Below are 24,332 nucleotides of genomic sequence, written 5' to 3' on the forward strand. Positions count from 1 at the left end.
GATCGGAAAAGAGCTTCGAAGGTTTTTCAACGAAATAGCGAAATACGGTAACCACACTTTACAGCCGGCGTTCGTTATCAGATCGCATTGCGCGAACCGGTACGAACAGAGCCAAGCCTTGGCGGTGCCCCGTCGAAGTTTCGCTTTGCGGTCAATCACATCCCGGCACACCGCCGAGAAAGCAAGGCATCTGGTCTCTGATTAGATTCAGCCACAATAACGACAGAAACAGCAGAAATAACATCCGCAATGCCAATGAGATCGGACGCTCCAGAACGGACGCGCCTGACCAAAAGCTTCGCACGATCGGCGTTGCAACCAGGAAGAGCATGACCGGCGTGAGCCATAGTCCGAGAAAGAGCATAAGGGGAAAGGGGCTCTCTCCGGACTGAATTACGGGATTGTTCCAATATTCCATGAACGCGAACGGTGCGATCAGCAGCAAACCGAAAACGCCCGCTGCAGCCAATGTTGTGACCAAATTTTTCGCTGATACTGATTCTCCTGAACGCAACCCGCTGACAATGAAGGTAAAAACTATGGTCTGGATCAGCCAACCCCTGAAAAAGTCCAAAACAGGAAAGGAAAACTCGCTCAACTGCTTTCCGGGATTGTCAGAAAAAAATGTTCCGAAAGTAAAAAGCACCGCTAAAAAGAAGCTAATAAGGCCAGCTATTACAACATTCTTAAGCCAATAGTTCATTGGATTTGCTCCATTTACTTTATCCAAATTCTCCTTGACAACGCCTGCCGATGTTTCTACAAACGTCGAAACCACGAATTGCAGCGAGAGCCTGCCTTTCACGTTCGATTGTTCATTACACAGGTCACTAAAAGTCTGCTCCATTGACTCGCCGAATCGTTCCTTAAAATCCCGCGGATACAAGGAGATCAGCCGTTTGTAAAGAGCAAAGGTCTCTTCCTTTTCAAACTTCATACCGAAACGCTTTAGGGAGCAGTTCTAGTTTCTTGGCCAAAGTAACGATACTGCTGTAACGCTCAAGTTCATCCGAAAGTGCCTTTTTGCCATCGCCGGTTATCTGATAATAAACTCGCCGCTCATCGTCGAGTTCAGGGTCGATCCGCTTCTCCGATTCCTTTACCAACTTCGCTTCAAGCATCCGTTTGAGCGAGCCGTATAGAGTTCCGGCACCCATTTTGACTTTGCCTTTCGAATCTTCCCTGACCTGTTTCATGATCCCGTATCCGTGCAGTTCTCCACCCGAAAGCGCAAGGAGAATATGAAAGACTGCGGGTGTGAGGGATCGTTTACTTTCTTTCTCAAACATAAAAAGCACTATATCCGTCGCGGATATAGTTTGTCAAGAACGAATTTTAAGTATCGGCAATGACGAAGGCTTGATCGGTTCGCATTCGCTGGACGAAACTCGGTGATGCTCGCCTGATATCTTGGGCAATCCCGCAACAATTCTGCTGCTTAAAGGTCCACAACCTCCTTCCTCGATATTCGCAGGAATAAAAAAACCTGACCAGCGGGATATATGGTCAGACGGGTACGTTTATGAGGGATCCTCAAACAATATCTGCTGTTACAGCCGCTTTTTCCCGGCCGCGAATATTCGCTATTGCGGCTATTGTCCAACTTTCAGTTTTATCAGTATTGGCAGGTCCGGTCGCAATTCCTGCACCAACGGAGCAAGCCATCGCCTTCCACAACATCAGCAATCTTGCGTGGGGAATAAACCAAACGCTAACAATAGTGCTCCCGGTACTTTTCCTGATCTTAGGACTGGGGACGCGGATCTCAAACAAGCTCCTGAAGTTTGGAAAATACGCTACCTTCGTTATTTTCGCCGCGATCTTCTTCGTCCTTAACTCTCTGATTCAATTGCCTTTAGAACGGATCCGAACTATCACTCGAAATCAGCTTGAAAACGATCCGAGCTTGCCCGTTCTGCAGTGGATCTTCGAGCAATTCATGTCATCGCTGCCACCGATCGTTTTCTCAATTTTAGCGAGTCTGTTTGTTTTTTGGCTGATAAACAGAAATCCGAGGAATTGGTGGCTTTGGGCGGCCGGTGTTTTTTCGTTTCTGTTTCTTTTCTTTTTGTTGATAGAACCTTTCACTTTCAGCCACAAACCGCTTGGGCAATCGCCCTTAGAGATCACAGTATCCAGCCTTGCCGAACAGATCGGCATTCCGAGAGATTCCATAGTCTTGGAGAACTGTGAACCTTTTGATAAATGTGAGATCGCTCATGTCTCGGGGCTCGGACCGACGCGATTGATTTTACTGAACGAAGGGCTGCTTAGTAATTACCCCGAGAGCTGGACGGTCCAAACCGTAGCACATGAAGCAAAACACTTCGTCAAAGACGATAACCTTCTCGGCTGGCTGGTCCTCACGATCATATTGCTGGCTGGCCTTTGGCTAACGGATCGTATCTGCCGCGCGATAATTCGAAGATATTCTGATCAGCTGGGATTCAGCTTCCTCGGCCAGGCTGCAGCTCTGCCCTTGATGATCTTGGTCCTGAACGCCCTGTATATAGCTGCTTTGCCGCCGGTGAATGCGTTCAGGCAGCACGTCGAATTTGAAGCGGACCGCTATGGTTTGGAGTTGACTCAAGAAAACGATGTGCTCGCGGAAATGGTATCAAGTTGGACTTCCGGATCAAGGCTCCGAATGCCAGATCCGAGCCTTTTCTTTATGCTTTTTCGCAGTTCTCACCCATCAGACGCTGCCCGCATCTCATTTGCCAATGAATATCAATTGAAGGGCAAACATGATTAGTCGCGTTCCGATATAGTGATGATCGTCCGCCCCACAGGGCACATTCCCGTGATAGATCGAGCCTGCAGTAGCGACAAATTCCTTCGCTTTGACTGACATTCCAACTGGGTGGACATTCGCAGCAGCGGCACCGTGTCTTTCGGCGTATTCGCGGACGTCCTGACCTGTTCGCGCCAAGGGATTTCGCCCACAAAATGGCCAGTACTCAAACCGCTCGAAACCTATACCTACTGTGATATTATGTTCGCGCTTCCGGCCATGAACATGACTAGTGGCGAGATTTCGAGAACCCTACGGAGGTGCCAAAATGAAGTTCGCAATCGAAATAGTAAGAAATGAACTGGCCTTCGCTTTTTGTCTTGCGGCCGCTTTCGTTCTTGTGGGCGAAGTGTATTCGCAAAATCGTGGAGATCAAATAGGAATATTCTGCAATGGCCAGACAAAACCAGAAATGGAGACGAGATGGAATGTCAACAGCGACGGCGAACACTCGCCGGCCGTTCCGGGCGTTCCAAAGGTCTTGCATTACCCTTTCACGCTTGCCGACGATGCAAAGGGAAAATATTCGCTTCGTTTCAGCAGTTACTGGAGTTTTGAGGCCGGAATTTGGACGCGCGGCCTCAGCACCGACGAGTGGAAGCCTTACCGTTATGTACAGAATCCGCCCTCGAAGAAGGACAATCGAAATCAACCGTTTTGGTACGTTGATCTCGATATCGACGCACCCAGGGCCCGATCGTCCCAGCTATTCGTGCGAGTCGTTCCCGTTCCTTATGATCCTACCTTCGTCATGGTCGCGAGAGTCTACAGTTCCGGGTGTACAAAACAAACTACGGTGCAGCCGCCATCGCCTGATCCCGCTTGCCGGTGGGTAGATACGATGCTCGGACAGCCTATAGCGAGCCCCTACTGCGAATGCGGTGGACGCGTCGTTGACAAGTCGCGATGCGGCCGCTAAGACCTATCCGAAGGCTCAGCTGTGATCGATCTCGCCGCCGATCCTGCCGTGATAGATCTCGGAACCTGTGGCTTTGAATTCGGCAGCCTTTTCTGACATACCGACGGCGAGCGCCTTTTCTGCCTCGACACCTTGTTTTTCGGCGTATTCGCGAACGTCCTGAGTGATCTTCATCGAGCAAAAATGCGGGCCGCACATTGAGCAGAAATGGGCGAGCTTTGCGCCCTCGGCAGGCAGTGTTTCGTCGTGAAACTCCTTTGCCTTTTCCGGATCGAGCCCGAGATTGAACTGATCTTCCCAGCGGAACTCGAAGCGGGCTTTGGAAAGGGCGTTGTCACGATACTGCGCTCCCGGATGGCCTTTTGCCAGATCGGCGGCATGAGCGGCTAGTTTGTACGTGATCACACCTTCCTTTACATCCTGTTTGTTCGGCAGGCCGAGATGTTCCTTCGGCGTTACGTAGCAAAGCATCGCGGTGCCGAACCACCCGATCATCGCAGCGCCGATGCCGCTCGTTATGTGGTCGTAGCCGGGTGCGATATCGGTCGTCAGCGGCCCGAGCGTGTAGAACGGAGCCTCACCGCATACCTCGAGCTGCTTGTCCATGTTCTCCTTGATCAGGTGCATCGGCACATGGCCCGGTCCCTCGATCATCGTCTGACAATCCATCTCCCACGCGATCTTGGTCAACTCACCTAGGGTGTCCAACTCGGCAAACTGAGCTTCGTCGTTAGCGTCCGCGATAGAACCAGGACGCAGGCCGTCGCCTAAACTGAACGCGACATCATAGGTCCGCATGATCTCGCAGATCTCTCTAAACCGTGTGTATAAGAAGCTTTCTTCGTGATGCGCGAGGCACCATTTCGCCATGATCGAACCGCCGCGGCTGACGATTCCCGTCGTGCGTTTCGCTGTCATCGGAATAAAGGGCAGACGAACGCCCGCGTGGATCGTAAAATAGTCAACACCCTGCTCAGCCTGTTCGATCAGCGTGTCGCGATAGATCTCCCAGGTCAGGTCTTCGGCCCTGCCGTTGACCTTTTCGAGTGCCTGATAAATAGGCACCGTACCGATCGGCACGGGCGAGTTTCGCAAGATCCATTCGCGGGTCGCGTGGATATTTTTCCCCGTCGAAAGATCCATCACCGTATCGGCACCCCAGAGCGTCGACCACCGCATTTTCTCGACCTCTTCTTCGATCGACGAAGCGACCGCCGAGTTGCCGATATTTGCGTTGATCTTAACGAGAAAATTGCGGCCGATGATCATCGGTTCGCTCTCAGGATGATTGATGTTGCTGGGAATGATCGCACGGCCGCGGGCAACCTCATCGCGGACGAATTCCGGCGTCACGAACTCGGGGATCGAGGCTCCGAATGACTCGCCTCTATGTTGGTGCAAGAGCGAACTGCGATCGCTTCTCTCGGCGATGCCGGCAAGACTCGATCGTTCCGAATGCCCTAGATTTTCACGGATAGCAACATACTCCATTTCGGGCGTGATGATGCCCTTGCGAGCGTAATACATCTGCGTCACGCATTGTCCGGACTTAGCGCGGAGCGGAGCACGGCGAAGGCCGGGGAATTCTTCCAGGGCCCCGCGTTCATTCGCCTTTGCGATCTCCTCGGCACCCTTCGTCAAATAGCCATTGTCCTGAGGCAAGATCGCGCGCCCCTCGTATTCTTCAACGTCGCCTCGCGCGACGATCCAATCTCGCCTCAACGCCGGCAATCCGTCTCGCACATCGTGGCTCGTATCAGGATCGGTCCACGGCCCGCTCGTGTCGTAAACCCGCACAGGGGGATTTTCTTCAAGGCTTCCGTCCATGTTCTTTGACGGATTCAGCGAGATCTCGCGAAATGGCACGCGTAGGTTGTGTTTGAGTTCGTTGACAGTTGAACCGTTTGTCTCGAAGTAGACCTTGCGTGATGCGGGCAGCTTTACCTGGTCGCTGGTTTTTTGCTCAATCGTATTCTCTTCGTCACTGCCCTTACTTGCGTTTGGGCTGATCACACCATTTGCTTTCATCGTTTTTCTCCCTTCGTCGGTATTATCCGCATCAGGTTTTTAGGGTAATGTTCATTAGGAACAACTCTCAGTCCCGATACCGGAACTCCCCTGAAAACTTTTGCCTGTAGAAGAATACTAGCAATAAAAGCGGCCGCCGTGAATACACGACGGCCCGGTTTGATTCAATTGCATTTGAGATCAAAAGATCACGGGACGTTCGATCGGCTTGACTTTCGTTAGGTCGATCGCGTATCCGACCTGATCATCACTAAACAGAAATAACCGTTTTCCATCGAGGCTGAATCGCGAGAATGCTAATGTGCCCTTTAGCAGAAAATCGATGACCTTGTCGCCCGTGTCGAGACTGTAGAGCGAAACATCGCCAGGAAAAGTCTCGACGACCAACTGGTTCGCTGTCGGGTTTATTGCCACCTTCGTTCCGAAGAACCGATGGCGAAGCGTCCCGTCCGAAAGCGAGTAAACCAGAACACGGCCTTGAGAATCGTTGAAGACCACCCAATCCCGTTCCGATATTCCGTTTCCGACGCTGAAGGACCCCTTGCCGGTTTCCAGCAGAAGGCTTCCGATAACTTTCCCGGCAAATGAGTCGATCACATCGATCAAGTAGTCGCCCTGCTTGTTCCCAAGTTTGTCGGCTTTAGCCTTTAATTCTGCATTCTCTTTCAATCGGGCCTTGCCCTCGTCGGAGGCGATACGCCAGAAGAGCATAAGGCGTCCCGAATAGGTGTCGAAGGAATAGCGTGGGACTGTACCCTTAAACTCGCGCGTCCAGATCACAGTGTCTTGCATCCAGTCCCTGATCTCGAATCTGACATCGCTTTGAAGACGGATCTCGGCCTCTTCTTCGTCAGAACGTGGAGCATTCGAATTTGCCGGATTCTTGTCTTCTTTGGAGCTAGATCTGGTGCGGGTCAACAGAAACCTTCCGTATTGACGAACACCATGCTCGGAAAGTGAGCGCAATAACTGAGCTTCGCCGCTCTTGGAATTCAGTAACGCGAGGCTCGGTTTCTCGTTCTGGAATTTTGGAAAATTAGCGACACTGTTTCCTTGTGCATCGATCACGCCAGACAGAAATCCGCGTGTAAAGACCACTCGCTCTCCTGTCTTGAGGTTCCATACGCCGCCACGCGATCGCGAGGAAAGAGCGGCCCATCCAAAGTCGTCCGAAACTTCAGCGGTCTGTAGATCGCTCATCGCACCGACCGGAATATCGATAGTTGCTACATCAGTGCCTTCAAGACTCTTCTTTGCGCTGTCGTAAGTGACCTTTCGAATCAGCACTTTTCCGTTTGCTGCCTCAAACGCGATCTCGCCACTGATCACCGCTATGTCCTTTTTCATGAGCCCGGCAACGATCTCTGAACGGGAAATATCGAAAATGCCGGTTGCCCCATTTTGAAGCGGCTTGATCGTTACGTAGTTGGGGTCCGACGTTGATCCGACATGCTCACCACTAAATTCGAGTTTTTTCAGTCGTTTACCGGTCGGGAACGAAAAGATCCCGCCCGCTTCAAGCTTTCCGTCAGTATTTCCGATTATCCGGTTCTCGTCAATGAATGCGTACGAACGAGCGGCGATCTTCTTAAGATCACCGCCAATATCAATTTGCTTCAGAGCCCTTAAATCGACGGCGATCGCCGTATTCTCTGACTGGTCCAATGTAACGCCGTCAAGGCTAAATCGAAATCTAAATTTGTTGGAGCGGCTGAAAAGAACATGTTTTGAATCTGGTGAAAAACCGATCCTGAAAAAGTTTACGCCATTTTCGGCTTCGCTCCTGCTGCGAGAGAGCCATCTGATGTATTCGAAGACATTAAGCGGATAAAATTCCTTCTTTTCCCAAACGCGTTTACCCGATTTGGTCTCGATCACATTGATGTTCGTTGCCTGGTCGACACATGCCAGAAAGTTGCCGTCTGGCGAAAGTCTTTCCTCCCAACAGTTTCGCCGAAGCACCAGTTCGCGAACTTCCAGAGCTTCGCTACTATTCAGATCCCATCGTTCAAATCGAAGATTGCCGGTCAATAGTACAAGCTGAGAGTCACCGACAAAATAGGCCTCAGATACTTCTTCAGCCTGGATCTGATTTGTTACCCGACCAGATTCACGATCAATTACTGTGACGGCAAAATCATCGATCACCAAAAGCCTTTTTCCATCGGCACTATATTTGAGCTTGTTTACATCGCTCCGCAGTTTCGGCTCAAGTTCCTTCCTCCACATCAAGCCGGGAAGGATCTCCGTTCGCTTTGCATCAGTGAACCGTACGACGTCAGCCTGCCACTGAAGAAATGCGGCGTTCCCATCGGCGCGTCGTCCGGCGCGACACGTTTGCGGCAGCTGTTCTGTTGCCTTTGAGATCTCCCGCAAGCGCTTCTCTTCGGGTCTCGTATTTCCGAAAAGATCGCTGAACCAACTACCCGTCTTGCCGTCGCTTTCGGTCAAACGGTCGAAAAAAGTAAATGAAGCATTCGGGTCGTAACCCGCCGCAACCATTGCAAAAAAGCCAAGCTTGTCGGCCTCAAGCTGTTGTTCGTTCTCATGGCCGCGGCGTGCGGGTGCACGTTTTGTTCGAGCGTTTTCGATAAGGCGATTATATTTGTCAACGATGTCTTTTCGGTCGCCGAGCGTGGAAATACCGAGGACCCTTTTCATCGCCGAAGAAATATCCTGTGCACCGTGGCGAACCGCTGCATGTCCTAATTCGTGGGCAATAACGCTTGCCAACTCGTCTTCGCTTGTTACAAAGCCAATCAATTTACGAGTAAGAAAAACGTGTCCGCCGGGGATGTTGAATGCGTTCGCTTCCGGATACTCAATTATGTGAAAGGTGTATTTCAATCCGGTGTTTGGAAACTTTTCGAGCAGCTTTGCTCCAATGGATTCGACATAAGCAAGAAGTTGCGGATCACGAATAGGTCTGAACTCCGTGGAGAGTCTCTGCAAAGTAAGCTCGCCTAGAACCATTTCTTGTTCGGGTGTGAAGATATTGTCGGTTCTCGCATTCGCAACGATCTGCGGCGGATCGCACGTTTGTCCGAACGCGAAGGAAACAGAAAGAACTACGACAAGAAACAGAACGACGGACTTCATGGTGAACAATTTCTGTATTTTATGCGTTGATCGGGATAGCGAAAGGTAAAACCAAATTCGCAAGACTTTGAGACAGTTTATTCGGGAATTCGAATGTGTCAAGCTTTTCTTGGAGCTGCGAGCTTTGTGAGTTTGCAGCGACTTGTCAAGAGGGGGAAACGAACGGGTCCTCATCGACGTCTGATATAATGGGAGGCGATGATCATGAATAGTTTCGCAGTTTCAGCGTTGTTGGCTTCAGTATTATTCATTGGCTGCACAAACGCGGCGCCGTCCGGCGGCATAGAAGATGCTGTTCTCGAGACTCAGGACGGATCTAAGTTTCGAGTCGAAACGGTTGCAGCGGGACTGGAAGTGCCTTGGGGCTTCGCCTGGCTGCCGAATGGCGACATGCTTGTTACCGAACGGCCGGGCCGAGTGCGGATGATACAGAAGGGCAAGCTGCGCGATGAACCGGTTTACGAGGTACCTGACGTCGAACCATCGGGCGAGAGCGGCCTGATGGACGTTTCTATCCATCCGCAGTTCGCGGCGAATTCGTACGTATATTTAGCCTACGCCTATAACGCGGATGGCAAACATGTGAAGGTCGTTCGATTTAAATTCGTCGCGGAGAAATTTACCGAGCCAATGGCGATCATTGAAAAGATCCCTGCGGCCCCAAACCATGCCGGAACGCGTGCACGCTTTGGACCGGACGGAAAGTTATATGTCACGACCGGCGACGCGACCGATTGGGATCTCGCACAGGACAATATGTCGCTCGCCGGCAAGACGCTCCGGCTGAATGACGACGGCAGCGTACCGAAAGACAATCCGTTTATCGGCCGCGAAGGTTACCGGCCCGAGATATTCTCGACGGGCCACCGAAATGCACAAGGGTTGGCCTGGCAGCCGGGATCGGGGCTGATGTTTCAAACCGAACACGGGCCTAGCCATTTCGAAGCCCGCGGCGGCGGGGCCGATGAGGTCAACATCGTCGAGCGGGGGAAGAATTACGGCTGGCCGACGATCTACGGCACCAAGACACAGGCAGGGCTGGAGCCGCCGCTGCTCGAATATTCGCCGGCATGTGCTCCGGCGAGCGCGGCGTTTTACAGCGGCGAGAAACTGCCGGCATTCAAGGGAAATTTCTTTTTCGGCTGCCTCCGCGGAGCCAGGTTGATCCGCGTAGTGTTGGATGGCCGAAAGGTGGTCAAGCAAGAGAATCTGCTTGTGGGAAATCTCGGCCGAGTTCGCGAGGTCGGCGAAGGTCCGGACGGTTTTCTATATCTTTCAACCTCGAATCGGGACGGAAGGGGTTCGCCGGACAAAAACGACGACCGGATCCTACGTCTCGTCACGGTTGAAAAGACGCCTTGAGCTGATCAGCTGTTTTTCCTCTTTTCTTGCTGCAGTTGTCGCGTTGTATGCTCGGTCACCGATTGGAACAGGTCTGCGGCGGCCGGTGTACCTAGCTTCTTTGGCATTTCGTACGCCGCATCGATCTCTCGCTGGCTGTCGGCATCGGCCGTGCGGTCAGGAAGGGTCGCTCGAGAAACGGTTAGAAGTACGCCGTTGAGAATGAACGCAAGGCCGACAAAAAAAGCGACAAACCCTAAAACCGCCAAGAACATAAGGTCGTCTTCCTGCATGAAAAAGCTCATAAACGAGACGCCGATAGCAGCTCCGATGCCGACACCCGAAATAATCGTCCCGTTCCGCATTCGCCGCAGACGCTTCTCTTCCGGTGATTCGAGAAACTTTTCGATCTCAGGCAATACTTCTTCGGTTACGACGGAGAGTTCTTCCGCCGACCTTGTCTCGCGGATCTTTGCAGCGACCGCCCGCCCGATCTCGTCGCGGGCCGAGACCGCCGATGCGGTGATCGAATCCGGCGCAGCAACTGCCAAGCGGACCCGTCGGAGGTCAATTCCGCACGCTCGGCAAAACTGATTTACCTGCAGCTCTTCAATACCGCATTGCGGACAAAACATAAATGTTCAGGTCTCCTCAGATCGTTACAACGAGTGCGACGCTGCCTAAGTTTCAGCCTTCTTGTTCAAGCAGCTTTTTTGCTTCCGAAAGCTCACTGAGCTGCTTTTCGTCTATCTTGGGATAGTGCAGGTTCATTGATTCCAGCTTTTTGACGATTATCTCAGACACGGCTAGCCGCGTGAACCACTTCCTGTCCGCAGGTACGATGTACCAAGGCGCGAGGTCGGTCGACGTTGCCGCGATCGCTTCGGTATAGGCGTGCATATAATCGTCCCAATGGCCGCGTTCCCTTACATCGCCTGCCGAGAACTTCCAGTTCTTTTCGGGTTGGTCGATCCTCTCAAGGAACCGCTTTTTCTGCTCTTTTCTTGAGACATTGAGAAAGAACTTTAGGATGTGCGTTCCATTCTCGGCAAGATGCTGTTCCCAATCGCGGATGTGCTCAAAGCGCTTTTTCCAAATGTCCTTGTCGCTTTTGATCTCAGGAGCCAAATGCTGCGCCTGCAGGATGACCGGATGAACCCGAACAACAAGAACTTCTTCGTAGTGCGAGCGGTTGAAAATGCCGATCCGGCCGCGTTCCGGCAGTGCTTTTTGATGCCGCCAAAGATAATCGTGCGACAGCTCTTCGTCTGACGGCTGCTTGAAAGATACGACGTGGCAACCCTGCGGATTTACGCCGCTCATCACATGCTCGATCGCGCCGTCCTTTCCCGCAGCGTCCATCGCTTGAAACACGATCAGCAGCGAATAGATATCCTGGGCGTAGAGCATGTCCTGCAGCTCGGTCATGCGCCGGATATTCTTTTGAAGATCCGCGACTGCGGCATCTTTGTCGTCGTAGACGCCCGTAAAATCGGTCGCGTGATCCGATAGCACCAGTTGCTCGCCTTCCTTTATCCTGAATTTGTCAATGTTCATGATTTCGTGCTCACATCTCGCTAAAATTTGGCGACCGCAGATTCCAGTTCACCTAGTAACTTATTGTCGACCTCGGGTAGAGCATTTTCGGCCTTCAGTGAATTGAGTATTTCGATCGCCTGACGCAGGTTTACTTTCGCCGCTGCCGCGTTACCGATCTTCGCATAGTTCTCACCAAGATTCTTTTGTGCAAGCGCGACATCGCGGCGAGCATTCTTGTTCGCAGGGTCTGCTTCCACGATCTTTTGCCAGAGTTCCATTGAGAGGAGGAATGATTCGTTCGAACCACGAATGTCATTCTGCAGCCGCTTTGCAAGACCGATTCGCGTATGAATTCTGGCAAGGTCGGACTGGTAAAAGCGGTTTCGCGGCTCACGTCTGATCAGGCCTTCAAAAAGACCTTTCGAAGTATCGAGTGCAAGAACTGCTCGGGCGATCTGCTTCAGATTGACCGCAACGACACCAACGCGGTAATTACTTCGCGCAAGATTGTGTTTTGCCTGGATGTCGGCCGGATCGTTCTCGACCCCCTTTGCCGCCGTTGCCAAGGCTTGCTCGGCATACTTCATCGAGGTCACATCATTGATCTCCTCGAAAATACCGCTCGCCAGCATATAGACACGCCACATCAAATGCCGCGACCGCGCATCTTTCGGCATTTCGGAAAGCAGCGTCTCCATCTCGGAAACACCTCGTCCCATTACCGCTTCAGCTCGCATTTGGTCGCCGTTCCATGAAAGCGAATTTCCGAGATCTGCGCTGGTGACCGCGACGAGCTCGCGCGTCTCTCTCGCCGATCGATCGAGCGCGGCCGAACGTTCGATCACCGATTCAGCGTATTTCACGGCTTCTGCATACTGGTTATTCGATTGGTAATACTGTGAGAGTTCGGTCAGGATCTTCAGAAAAGAAAGCAACAGGCTGTCGTCTTCCGGATGCTCCGCGACAAGAGACTCATAGATCGCTTTCGACCTCATCAGAGCATCGAGCGACCCGGCCGTGTCTCCCTGCCAATATTTCGCATCGGCAAGATGCCGATAATTTTCTGCGAGCAGGCGGCGGTTGACATAAGTTTCGGGCAAGACGAGCCTTATCGAATTCGCCTTTTCGAAACTCGTTAACGAGCCGGCAAGATCGCCGAGATTCGGTTTGCTCGGGTGGCCCTGAAGCTCTCCGATCTTTTCGTAAGCCAATGCAAGCTCCGCCTGGAGATCGACATCACCGGCCGATTCGCCCGCGAGGCTGTCCAAATACTCGAGTGCCCGCGTCACGAGTATCTCGCGAGCCTCGGTCGAGCCCTCAAGAGTTTCGATCTTCGGTGTGATCTCAAACAAGAGCGACGTCGAGAGCTTTCTCACGTCCTGAAAGCGGCGTTCGGCGCGGTCACGTTCGCGTCGGGCGAGGTTCGCTTGCCAAAGTGAAAACACGAAGCCTGTCAGGATCGAAACGACCACGATCGCCGCGGCTGCAACGGCAACTTTGTTGCGTCTGACAAATTTTGAAGCCCGGTATGTGAACGTGCTCGGACGTGCAAGTATCGGCTGTCCGTCAAGATAACGCCGGATGTCGGCCGCCAGATCCTCAACCGTCTGATAGCGCTGACTCGGGTCTTTCTGGAGGCATTTCAAGACGATATTGTCGATATCATTATTCAAGCCGGAAATACCTGCGATCGCGGCGGTTCCGGCCGTTTTTGACGAGAAGACCGAGCTCGGCCGCGTCGGCTTGGTGTTTGTTATCGTTAGGACGATCTGCTCGAGGCTTTTTCCATCGAAGCGGAACGGCTTTTCGCCTGTCAGTATTTCGTAGAAAACCACGCCGAGGCTATAGATGTCTGAGACCGCTGTTATCTTTTTACCGAGGATCTGCTCGGGCGATGCATAAGCTGGCGTGAATGCCCGGTATTCGGTCACGGTTTGCTCGGCATCGGGCATGTTTTCATCGAGAAGTTTAGCAAGGCCGAAATCGAGTAATTTCGGATTGCCGTCCGCATCGATAAGGATATTTGACGGTTTGATGTCGCGATGCACGGTCAAATTTCGGTGAGCAAATGCGACAGCTGAACATATCTTCAAGAACAGCCGGAGCCGGGCATTCAGGTCGAGCTTTTGGGCAGCCGCATGTTCGAGAACCGGTTTGCCTTCGACATACTCCATTGCGAAATATGGTTCGCCGGCTTCGGAAACGCCGCCGTCGTGAAGCTGAGCTATGTAGGGATGATTTAGGGACGCAAGGATCTCACGCTCGCGGCGAAACCTCTTCTCGGTTACCGGATCGGCTATTGTTTGCCGAACGAGTTTGAGTGCGACGCGTTGTTTGAATTCCCCGTCTGCCCTCTCCGCAAGGTAAACGGTACCCATCCCGCCGTGGCCGATCTCTTCGATGATCGAGTAGTGGGCGAACTTTCGCTCTAGCTGCGAGCTTCGGCCGGATGTTATCTCATTTCGAAGGTCGAGAACGTTGTTCTCGATCGGGTCATCCGGTAATTCATGAGCAGCAAGCAAAGAGTTGACCTCGGCCTCAAGTTCTTTGTCGCCGCCGCAAGCCCGCTCGACGAACTCTTTACGCTCGCTTTCGGCAATCTCGACAGCGTCCGCAAAAATTGTCTTCAATTTATTCCAATGCTCGTCGACCATAATCGAATCGATCCGGAAAGGTGCGGGTTACGCCGTACAAAACGGTTCAGCTAGTCAATTCTCGTTGAAGCCAGGCCTTTGCGAATGTCCATTCACGCTTTACGGTCGTCTCCGAGATCTCGAGAACATACGCGGTCTCCGTGATCGTCAGCCCGCCGAAAAACCTAAGCTCAACGATCCGAGCTTGTCTTGGATCGACCCTTTCAAGTGTTCGAAGTGCCTCTTCCAATCGAACAACGTCGATCTCTCTGTTCGAAGAAAAACTGACTGCTTCGTCCAGCAATATCCGCTCGCCGCCATCGCGTTTTGCGGCCTGCTTGCTCCGGGCATGATCGATCAGCACTTTCCGCATCACCTCTGCGGCGACCGCAAAAAAATGGGCGCGGTTCTGCCAGGTGACATTCTCCCAGTTTACAAGGCGGATGTAGGCTTCGTGAACCAAAGCCGTTGCCTGGAGCGTATGTTCCCGCCGTTCGTTGTTGAAATAGGCCCGGGCCAGTCGCCGAAGGTCGTCATAGACGACCGGCAATAGGCTCTCGGGCGCATTCTTATCGCCATTGGTGATCTTTCCAAGCAGAGCTGTAACGTCGGGGCTAACGGACATCGATCGCAGTGTAACAAGGGATTTCGTTCGCGATTATACAGCTAATTAAGTTCGAATCGAAATTATTTTCCTTCAATGGTCCTATCGAGCAGATTTTCTCGCCCTATCAAGCGGAAAACAAATGTTTGCAGGAGTGCACGTTATGAGATCCCCCAGGAAACGTAACCGATTCACATTCGTCATCATCGCCTTTCTCGCGGCCTGCGTTGTCACGATCACCGCGTTTTCGGAACGTGTCGTATCGATTGCGGCCCTCGCTGAAATTCCAAAAGATCTTTCGGCCGAAACCGTCAATGACCTCCAGAGAATGGACAAAAAGACGTCGCCAAAGGGCCAATCGCTCCTTCCGGTTTCAGGAAGACTGGTGTTCGAGGTAGGCGGCTACTCAATTCGCGGGATCGACAACGTCGGCTCCACGAACGATCTGACCGAGATCACCTCGAACAGAGACGGGGAGCCCGTATTTTCCGGCGACGGAAAAAAGATCCTTTTTCGAAGTTCGCGTGACTCCGATAACGCATTTAATGAGACCGAGTTGTACGTAATGGACCCTGATGGTTTCAATCAACGCCGCCTTACGTTCAACTCAGAGCGCGAGGACGAATATTCGTTTTCTTTAGACGGTTCAAAGATAACATTCTCAACATACGGCCGAATCTGGGTAATGAACGCCGATGGAACGGGGCTGACCGAGATCTCCGATCCCAATACCAACGATCTCTCGGAACCCGCACTTTCACCTGACGGCTCTCTTATTACTTACGTTCGCGACGGTTATGTTTGGAAAGCGGACTCTGACGGTTCGAACGCAGTTCAGATGTCATCGCAGAACGGATCCTACCCGCGGTTCTCACCGGACGGGCAGCACATTTTTTGGACCTATGATGCGACGGTCAGCCGGATAAACGTCGACGGAACAAATGAAACGCTGATGATCGACGGCAGCGTTAACGGATACAGCTATTTTCGAAGGTTCGCATTCTCGCCGGCTGGCGACAGACTGGCTTTTTTATGCGAAGGCCAAAGCGGTCCGGGAGTATGTGTTGCGAATTCGGACGGAACCGGTGGGTTAAACAACTTCGGTTCGCTGGTGGTTTCATACGTCGACCCGGTTTGGTCACCAAATGGCGAAAAGGTCGCCTTTCTTCAATACGATTCAAGCTACAAGATCATTGTCGCGAATGCGGACGGTACGGGCGAAACTGAGATCTATGCGACTCAAGACCCTGATTCGATCGCCTATCTCTCCTGGCAGCCCTCGTGCACCGAGACAGCAGGAAATACGAACGGATTGGTGTCGTGGTGGCGTGGCGAACTTAATGCCAACGATTCATTCGGTAGCAACAACGGTATATTTGAGCCGCCGACCTATGCGACGGGCCGGATCGGCAATGGCTTCTTTACGACAGAGAACGGACATTTTGTCGAGGTTCCCGATTCAGCATCGCTCGATGTTCAGACCGGCGACTACACCGTTGCGGCATGGGCGGTCATCTTCGATTCGCGCGAGCATTTTATCGTAGGCAAAGGCGCCTGTGGCGGAAGCGGGTCGAACTTTTACATCGGGATCGACGATACAAACAAACCGTTTCTCGATATAAGTCACGAAAGCGGCGGCTCGCGTTATTCTGTGGCGGGAACTGAGGTCGGCCTTGCGCAATGGAATCATTTCGTACTCAAGAAGGAAGGTACCAGCCACACACTTTACAAAAACGCGCAGCCGATCATCAACTTCGACGAGCCGAACACGATACTCGCGAATGACGCCCCTTTTACGATAGGCAGAGGCGACAGCTGCGATCCGCCCCAATTGACGAGCTACGGGATCTTCGACGAAGTGTATCTATATAACCGTGCCCTCTCGCAGGCAGAAATAGCCGCAAACTACAGTTTGAACACGGGCCCGACCTCGTGCCCGCCGCCTGTCGATCCGGCTATTGCCCTTCGGATCGCGTATCCGAATCCGGTCGCTCAGGGCCGTCAAGGAACGGCAGAGTTGCGGCTCGGCGCGGCTGCCCCGCAGGGCGGTACGACAGTTTCTCTGCAATCGAGCGATCCGGTAAAGCTCGCTGTACCAACGAACGTTTTTGTCCCCGAGGGTTCGGTAAACACCTACTTTCAGTTCACGACCTCCGTCCAGTCAGATCCGACCGTCTTTACCTCCGCAGATATAATTGCGGCCAACGGGACAGACAGCGCGCGGGCAACTGTCAGCATCGCACCGGCGGCACCAGACGTTGCGGGCTCAAATATCATTGCTCCGGCCACCGTTAATATCCTCGAAGGGTTTTCCGCCTCCTGGACAGTGACCAACGTTGGGCAGGCAGCAACCGGCAGTTATCGTCAGGATACAGTGTTTTTGTCAGCTGACGACATCCTGTTTAACGACCCCAGCGACGTTTTTATCGGCCATCACTATGATAACTCGGGAACGCTGGCTCCCGGACAGTCGAAGGTATTCAGTGCATCGAACATAGTCATTCCGTCTGCGGCTGCGCCAGTTGATGGCACGTACTACTTGTTCGTTCACGTCGGCCCGAATATCAATGAGCGCAATGGCAACTTTCAGAATAACTATACGTCGGTCCCGATCCAGGTTAACCGAAATCTGCCTGATCTGATCGCCGAGAATATCGTGGTTCCGGCCGAGATCGAACCCGGCGTCCAGTTCACGATCAGCTGGGACGTTCGGAACGCGGGCAGTGCCGGTACGATAAACGCTCATCAGAGCAACGTTTATCTTTCATTCGACGACGTCGTCGGTAATGCGGACGATGTTCTCGTGACCGAGCGAGTGTCGCCCGCATTTGCGGCCGGTCAGAGCCAGTCATTCGCTCAAAACTATGTAGTTCCTACCGTGCCTTCCAGGCCGTCGAGCAATGCTCTCGTTTATGTGCGCGTCAATTTTGGCGGAACGGTATTTGAGGATAATCCCGGCGGACCTGCCGAAGCGAACAATACGACCTCAACGCCGGCAAGGTTCGAATACCGGGTTCCCGATCTACAGGTAACAAGTGCGCTTACACCGGCCGAGGTCGATTCGGATACGGCATTCGCGATCGAATGGACGACGACGAATGCCGGCCTGCGCTCGTCAGATGCAATGAACGAACGCGTCTATTTCTCGACTGACAATCAGGTGGGCGGCGACACATTGCTTGGCACATTTGTCTACAACTCTCCGATAGCTGCAGGCAGTTCGATAGTTCGCATTCAGAACATTACGATCCCGACCAACGCGATAACGTCCACCGGCGACTATTTCGTCTATGTACAAACGGACGCTTTCGGCCAGGTCAACGAAGGCGAGAACGAAGCGAATAATACCCGGTTCGTACCGCTCAGGGTCCGCCGCCTTTTGAGGCCCGATCTCGAGGTCACCAATATTACGGCGCCTTCGACCGCCTTCTTTGACCAGGAGATCCAGGTTCAATGGACCGTCGGAAACAACGGCACCGGCCCGACCAACTCGCCCAACTGGACCGACGAACTCTTTTTGAACATAAACCCGACACTTAGCGGTGCGACGCGGCTCGTCGTAACCTCGAACATCAGCTTTCTCGAAGCAGGCGAAAGCTACATTGCCTCGGCAACCGTTCGCATTCCGAGGGGATCCACCGGTTCGCAATACTTGATCGTACGGACGGATGTAAACAACACCGTCAATGAAGAGGTCGAAACAAACAACCTGTCGAGTAGGCCGATCACGCTGAACGTGCCGCTGCTGCCCGATCTGAGAGTCTCCAATGTTCAAGCGCCCGACGAGGGTTTTGGCGGCTCTCAGATACTTGTCTCGTGGACCGTAACGAACCACGGCGATGGGGCGGTCCCGTCAGCCGAATCTACGTGGTCGGATACGATCATTCTTTCGCGTGACGCAATTTTGGATGGCAGTGACCGCGTGATAGGAACGAGGCCGAGGATCGGTGCGATCGCAGCCGGTGCCGCGTATTCGGTCAACAACTTCTCAGTGAACCTTCCGTTGGATGCGGTCGGTGAATACTACGTTTTCGTTCAGACCGACGCCTTCAGCCAGGTCTATGAGTTTACTAACGAAAACAACAACAGCGATCACGACAGAACCGAGCCCGGATCACCGCTCAACGTCCTTGGTACGCCACCTGATCTAACGATCTCGACCGCTGTTGCCGCTCCGCCCTCGATCGTCGCAGGACAATCTCTGACGGCATCCTTCACGGTACGGAATCAGGGGGCTTTCGACGCCGTCGGCTCTTGGCGCGAACTGCTCTATCTTTCCGCGGATCAAAGTCTCGATCCGGTGAATGACATCTTTCTTGGTTCCTCGATCCGTACGAACCTGAGCGCCGGACAAAGCTACGGGGCCGCGATAAACGCGACCATTCCGACCTGCCTCAACGGCACATACTATCTATTCGCCGTTACCGACGGTTACAACAACATTTTTGAGTTTGATCCGAACGGCAGCGGAGAGACCAACAACATAAGCGCACCGAAAGCCATCGATATTTCTAATCTGGCTCCTGACCTGCGGGTGACGAACATCGCCGTTCCGCCGGTCGTGATAAACGGCGCGATGCCGATAACATGGACCGTTAAGAATTTCGGGACGGCCGCCGCGACTCAGAACTCATGGGCCGATCGCATTTTCCTGATAAACAACGGTCAGGTTTACACACTCGGGACATTCCAAAGACAGGGCGGCTTGGCCGTCGATGCGGAATACACTCAAAATCAGGTCGTGAATATCCCGCTGTTCCTGCAGGGTCAGGTCACGATCTATGTCGAGGCCGACTATTACAACGTCGTTCCTGAGTGCAGTTTCGAAACCAATAATCAAAACAGTGCTCTCACCGATCTCCAGAGCGAACTTCCCGACCTGCGTGTCAACACGGTCAACGCTCCCGGAGCAGCCGCGCTCGGCACATCGATAACTGTCGGTTGGACAGGCCAGAACTTCGGAACGCCGGTCAATGCGGCGAGCTGGGCAGATCGGGTCTATCTCTCGTCAGACCAGAGCTTTGGATTTGGTGATATTGATCTCGGCGGCAATATCTACAATCAGCCGCTCGCCACGAACCAAACGTGGGCCGGACAGGCCATGGTGACGGTTCCCAACGTTGCGGTCGGAAACTACTATCTGTTGGTAGTTGCCGATGCCGGCTCGAACATCAGCGAGGGCATCAACGAGAGCAACAACGTATTTTCAGTTCCGATCACGCTCACGACACCGCCCGTCGACCTCCAAGTGACAAATATTTCCGCGGGTCCCGTGATCTACTCCGGCCAGTTTGCGGACATCTCATGGACGGTCAATAACAATGGAACGCAGGCCACCGCCAGCGCCGCTTGGTCCGATTGGGTCGTGCTTTCACGCGATGCCATTTATGACCAGAGCGACACCGTTCTCGAGTTTCGCAGACATTCCGGCTCGCTTGGGCCCGGAGCGAATTACACCGAGAATCGGCAGATAGCGATGCCGCCCGGTCTTACGGGCGACTATAAGATCCTTATCATTACGGACCGGCATAACGAAGTTGTCGAAAGCAATAACGCGAACAACCAATCGAGCACAAATGTCGTTCTGCAGCTGCCTCCTCCGGCGGAATTCAATATCACTGGAATCGTGCCGCCTGCAACCGTCATTCTGGGTGAAACATCGGTCATCGAGTGGACCGTGCAGAATTCGAGTTCAAATCCGGCATCTGGTATATGGCAGGATTCGGTCTATCTCTCGGCCGATCAGGTCTGGGACAGCTCAGATCACCTCGTCGGGACACGGTCGCGCTCAGGAACTGTCGGCGGTTTTGCGACCTACACCGAATCGATGACGACCGTGGTACCGCCGGTCGATCCCGGAGTCTACTACCTGATCGTCCGGACGGATTCACGAAACTCGGTTCGCGAATCGAACGAAGCCAATAACGTTGCGACATCAGCAGCGCAAACAACCGTAACGCTGCAGAACCTGACGCTGGGGATGCCGGTGAACACGAGCCTCGTCACGGGCCAGGAGCGATTTTTCAGCATACTGAACACCCCGCTCAACGAGACGATGCTTATCACTCTCGACGGCCAGCCCGGATCGAGCAATGAACTTTTCACACGTTTCGGCTCTATCGTCTCACGTTCCAACTATCAATTTCAGGGTGACCGCCCCGGGGAACCAGACCAGCTGAACGTCGTCCCATCAACGAACGAAGGAACTTACTTCACAATGATCCGCGGCGATCTGGTTCCCGGATCTTTCAAGGATCAGTTGTCACCGAGAGGCGGAAAGACCGGAGCCGAGACCAACGACGGCGCGGCACAGAACGTCACTCTTCGTGCTGAGCTTCTGCCATTCTCGATCCGAACGGTAACGCCGAGCACTGCGGGAAACAAAGGTCTCGCTTCGCTTCAGATCGACGGAGCAAAGTTCGATCAGAACGCTGCCGTGAAACTTGTCGGCGCCGGCGGTGTCGAGATCACACCCGTTCAAATGGCGGCCGAGACTTCCAGAATAGCTGCGATCTTTGACCTCACGAACCGGCCGATCGGCACATACGACGTTGTCGTAACAAACCCGAATGCTGCGACCACGACCCTGGTAAGCGGTTTTCAGATCGTGCCGAACGGCGGATATCAGCTTCGTACATCGATCGTTCCCCCGACACCGACCCGCGGAGGTGTCACCAAACGTATCGTCTTCACGGCCCACAATGACGGACTCAATGATGCGCTGAATGTGCCGATCTTCATTCAGTTCCCTGCGGGTTACAACTACTCGATCGATCAGCTTAATTTCCTGCAATTCCCCGAGAGCGAATTGCCGCCGGATGCGATCCCCGGACAGATACCGCTGCACGTCGATCAGGGAGGCTTCCGTACGCTCATGCTGTACGCCCCTCTTGTTAGAAGCAGGTCTTCGATCGAGATCAAGATCGATCTGGCGATACCGGTCAATTACGGACAGTTCCCGGCGTCGATCCAGGTCCTCCGCCCGCTTGGCGAACTCGCGCCATATCTCGGCCCGAATGGTTCGCCCGCCCTTCGCGGCTTGGTCTTGTCGTCGTCCTATCTCGATGGCGGGAATCAGGTCAACGCCGAATGCTGGGCCGAACTCATGCGGCAGATATTCTTTGCCGTACTTGGTGAACTATTGCCAAGCGACTGTCTGAAAGCCGGATGGACGGTCCTGGCGGGTTCGGTCGATGTCGTCAGCGGTCTTTTATTGAAGAACGCGGCCGGCAGTCAGGCATCGGGATGGGATCTGGTCTCAAGCCTTGCCGGCAAGTTCGTGAGCACCACCGGCAAGCTGGCCGAATGCGCCGGAAAGACGATCCCATGGCTGCGAGCGATCTCACTCGCCCTGACATTGGTCCAGCTTCTGTCCCAACTCGATGATTGCCTCTTGAACGGCAACTACAAGCAGGTCGTTATCTTCCGGCAGCCGGTCTCTCTCGATCCGAACGAAAAGCTTGGCCCTGAGGGCTTCGGCCCCGAGCGATTCGTCGGTATACGACGGCCGATCGAATACCGGATAAATTTCGAGAACCTCGCGGATGCCGAAGCTCCGGCTCAGGTGGTTCGAATAGTAGATCAGCTTCCTCCGACGCTCGACCCGCGGACCCTGCGCCTGCGTGAGATCGGCTTCAAGCAGTATCGCGTTGAAGTTCCCGAAAATCGGGCGTTCTATCAGACGCGTCTTCAGCTTGGCGAAGATCTCGGCAACATTCAGGCCGAAATATCGGCGGGCCTCAATATCCAAAACGGCACTGTCACCTGGACCATGACGGCGATCGATCCGCAGACGAACGAACGTCCGTTGAGTCCGCTGGTCGGGCTGCTTCCGCCTAACAACGCAAACCGCGATGGCGAGGGTTATGTGACATTCACCATTGAGCCGATGACCGGCCAGACTACAGGGACCGACATCGCAAATTCGGCGACGATCTACTTCGACGAGAATGAACCGATCGTTACGAACACAACGACCAACATGCTCGACGCTGACATTCCGGACAGCACGGTTGCCGTCCTGCCGGCAACTTTCGACCAGCCGACCTTCAATATCTCGTGGTCGGGGTCTGATGCCGTGGGCGGTTCGGGGCTCAAACGCATCGACGTCTACGTTTCAGAGAACGGCGGCCAGTTTGCGCCGCTCACGGGCAGCGAAGGCGCCGGAACGGCCGTTTTCGCGGGCAAGTGGGGCCGGAGCTATCGGTTCTTTTCGCTCGCGACCGATAATGCCGGCAATGTCGAGGCCGCTCCGGCGATACACGATGCTGAGACAGCGGTGCTTGGCGGCGCCTTCGAAGCCGATGTTGCCCCTCGGCCAAACGGCAATAACGACGGGTCGGTGTCGGTTGCGGATCTGACGCAGATCCGCCGCTTCGTCGCTGATCTCGACACTGATCTTCAATTCAATGAATTTCAACGGATCGATACGGCCCCGATCACCGAAAAGGGTGACGGAGCCCTCTCGGTCGCCGATATCATACAGGCACGCAGATATGCGGCCGGCCTCGATGCCGTTTCGGATGCGGCCGGGCCAAATCAGGCGATCACGCCTGTCGCTGTCAAAACGATCCGCGGTGCAGCGATCGGCGGCGGTCAGCGTGAGATTAGGCCCGTACGTGTCTCGAGAGTTGCCAACAAAGTAACGATCGGGGTCGAGATCGATGCCCAGGGCGATGAGGTCGCTGTCGGGTTCACGCTCAATTTCAACCCTGCCGTTATTAGCAACCCGGCAAACATCTCGCTCGGGAGCGGTGCCGCCGGTATGTCGCTGACGGCGAATACTTCGCAGGCTGCGGCGGGCCGCATCGGGATCGTTATGGACAAAGACCCGACCCAGCCGCTCCCGGCGGGCGTGCGCCAGCTTGTCACGATCGAATTCGACGTTGCCGCCGGCAATCCGGCGACCGCAATGCTTGCGTTCGGCAATGCACCGGTACGCCGCGAAGTAGTGAACGGGCTTGCACAGACACTGACGGCGGCCTTCACCGATACTGAGATATCGCTCGTCGCGCCGACTTCGGCGACCGTCGGCATCGCCGGCCGCGTCGTCAATTCGTCAGGTAATGGAATTCCCAACACCGTCGTCACCATCACTGATGCGGGAGGCGAAAGCCGCCGGGTTTTGACGAACGGATTTGGAAACTATTATTTCAACAATATAACGGTCGGCCAGACATATATCGTTACCGCGTCGCACAAACGATTTCAGTTCGAACCGCCTAACTATCTCGTCACGGTCTCTAATGACCTTGTGGATGTCGACTTCAGAGCACTCGAATGAATTCTGGGGGAAGTGCTCTTCAGTTCGACACACCTGGCCGCCGGTCCTCTCACGGCGGCTTTTTGCTTTCTTTACTATTGCCGGCGGCGTGA

At 53.7% G+C, this 24,332-nt stretch carries 13 protein-coding genes and 1 riboswitch; of the genes, 4 read left to right on the forward strand and 9 right to left on the reverse strand.

All coding sequences use genetic code 11. The features are described from left to right. Positions 1–151: 151 nt before the first annotated feature. Entirely contained in the window at positions 152–937 is a 786-nt protein-coding gene (locus tag IPM28_09985; GenBank protein ID MBK9173317.1) for a hypothetical protein, read from the reverse strand. Next, on the reverse strand, positions 927–1,289 hold the full coding sequence (locus tag IPM28_09990) for a helix-turn-helix transcriptional regulator (GenBank protein MBK9173318.1): 363 nt from the start codon (positions 1,287–1,289) through the stop codon (positions 927–929). Before IPM28_09990 ends, IPM28_09985 begins: the two co-directional genes overlap by 11 nt. Before the next feature lie 332 nt (positions 1,290–1,621). Between IPM28_09990 and IPM28_09995 the strand changes: the two genes are divergently transcribed. Further along, complete coding sequence (locus IPM28_09995; GenBank protein MBK9173319.1) at positions 1,622–2,755, forward strand: M48 family metalloprotease; 1,134 nt, start codon at positions 1,622–1,624, stop codon at positions 2,753–2,755. Here the strand turns inward: IPM28_09995 and IPM28_10000 are convergent. Next, positions 2,752–2,946: a hypothetical protein gene (locus IPM28_10000; GenBank protein MBK9173320.1), complete on the reverse strand. Its 195-nt coding sequence runs from the start codon at positions 2,944–2,946 to the stop codon at positions 2,752–2,754. The genes IPM28_09995 and IPM28_10000 overlap by 4 nt on opposite strands. A 116-nt stretch (positions 2,947–3,062) precedes the next feature. Here IPM28_10000 and IPM28_10005 point away from each other — a divergent pair, with 116 nt between their 5' ends. After that, positions 3,063–3,713, forward strand: a complete 651-nt coding sequence (locus tag IPM28_10005; GenBank protein ID MBK9173321.1) for a hypothetical protein — start codon at positions 3,063–3,065, stop codon at positions 3,711–3,713. Positions 3,714–3,728: 15 nt separating this feature from the next. On the opposite strand, the gene thiC is transcribed toward IPM28_10005, so the two are convergent. Next, positions 3,729–5,741: a phosphomethylpyrimidine synthase ThiC gene (gene thiC, locus IPM28_10010; protein ID MBK9173322.1), complete on the reverse strand. Its 2,013-nt coding sequence runs from the start codon at positions 5,739–5,741 to the stop codon at positions 3,729–3,731. After that, a riboswitch (TPP riboswitch) is annotated at positions 5,733–5,843 on the reverse strand. (Overlaps the previous gene by 9 nt.) A gap of 78 nt (positions 5,844–5,921) precedes the next feature. After that, the gene (locus IPM28_10015) at positions 5,922–8,849 is read right to left on the reverse strand and encodes a M48 family metalloprotease (GenBank protein ID MBK9173323.1); all 2,928 of its coding nucleotides are present in this window, start codon (positions 8,847–8,849) and stop codon (positions 5,922–5,924) included. 195 nt (positions 8,850–9,044) lie between these two features. On the opposite strand from IPM28_10015, the gene IPM28_10020 reads away from it, so the two are divergent. After that, on the forward strand, positions 9,045–10,202 hold the full coding sequence (locus tag IPM28_10020) for a PQQ-dependent sugar dehydrogenase (GenBank protein MBK9173324.1): 1,158 nt from the start codon (positions 9,045–9,047) through the stop codon (positions 10,200–10,202). A gap of 5 nt (positions 10,203–10,207) precedes the next feature. On the opposite strand, the gene IPM28_10025 is transcribed toward IPM28_10020, so the two are convergent. From IPM28_10025 to IPM28_10040, 4 genes are all read right to left on the reverse strand, one after another. Continuing rightward, entirely contained in the window at positions 10,208–10,816 is a 609-nt protein-coding gene (locus tag IPM28_10025; protein MBK9173325.1) for a zinc ribbon domain-containing protein, read from the reverse strand. A 52-nt stretch (positions 10,817–10,868) separates the two neighbouring features. Further along, positions 10,869–11,738, reverse strand: a complete 870-nt coding sequence (locus IPM28_10030) for a polyphosphate kinase 2 family protein (protein ID MBK9173326.1) — start codon at positions 11,736–11,738, stop codon at positions 10,869–10,871. A 20-nt stretch (positions 11,739–11,758) separates the two neighbouring features. Further along, the gene (locus IPM28_10035) at positions 11,759–14,350 is read right to left on the reverse strand and encodes a serine/threonine protein kinase (GenBank protein MBK9173327.1); all 2,592 of its coding nucleotides are present in this window, start codon (positions 14,348–14,350) and stop codon (positions 11,759–11,761) included. Positions 14,351–14,420: 70 nt separating this feature from the next. Continuing rightward, a complete protein-coding gene (locus IPM28_10040) occupies positions 14,421–14,978 on the reverse strand; it encodes a sigma-70 family RNA polymerase sigma factor (protein MBK9173328.1) in 558 nt (185 codons plus the stop codon). 142 nt (positions 14,979–15,120) lie between these two features. On the opposite strand from IPM28_10040, the gene IPM28_10045 reads away from it, so the two are divergent. Then, on the forward strand, positions 15,121–24,240 hold the full coding sequence (locus IPM28_10045; protein MBK9173329.1) for a PD40 domain-containing protein: 9,120 nt from the start codon (positions 15,121–15,123) through the stop codon (positions 24,238–24,240). Positions 24,241–24,332 lie beyond the last annotated feature (92 nt).

The organism is Chloracidobacterium sp., assembly GCA_016716305.1.
Classification (GTDB): domain Bacteria; phylum Acidobacteriota; class Blastocatellia; order Pyrinomonadales; family Pyrinomonadaceae; genus OLB17.

Coding starts and splice junctions, on each gene's coding strand:
- IPM28_09985 (MBK9173317.1), bottom strand. CDS start 937: ATGAAGTTTGAAAAGGAAGAGACCTTTGCTCTTTACAAACGGCTGATC.
- IPM28_09990 (MBK9173318.1), bottom strand. CDS start 1,289: ATGTTTGAGAAAGAAAGTAAACGATCCCTCACACCCGCAGTCTTTCAT.
- IPM28_10005 (MBK9173321.1), top strand. CDS start 3,063: ATGAAGTTCGCAATCGAAATAGTAAGAAATGAACTGGCCTTCGCTTTT.
- thiC (MBK9173322.1), bottom strand. CDS start 5,741: ATGAAAGCAAATGGTGTGATCAGCCCAAACGCAAGTAAGGGCAGTGAC.
- IPM28_10020 (MBK9173324.1), top strand. CDS start 9,045: ATGAATAGTTTCGCAGTTTCAGCGTTGTTGGCTTCAGTATTATTCATT.
- IPM28_10025 (MBK9173325.1), bottom strand. CDS start 10,816: ATGTTTTGTCCGCAATGCGGTATTGAAGAGCTGCAGGTAAATCAGTTT.
- IPM28_10030 (MBK9173326.1), bottom strand. CDS start 11,738: ATGAACATTGACAAATTCAGGATAAAGGAAGGCGAGCAACTGGTGCTA.
- IPM28_10040 (MBK9173328.1), bottom strand. CDS start 14,978: ATGTCCGTTAGCCCCGACGTTACAGCTCTGCTTGGAAAGATCACCAAT.
- IPM28_10045 (MBK9173329.1), top strand. CDS start 15,121: ATGAGATCCCCCAGGAAACGTAACCGATTCACATTCGTCATCATCGCC.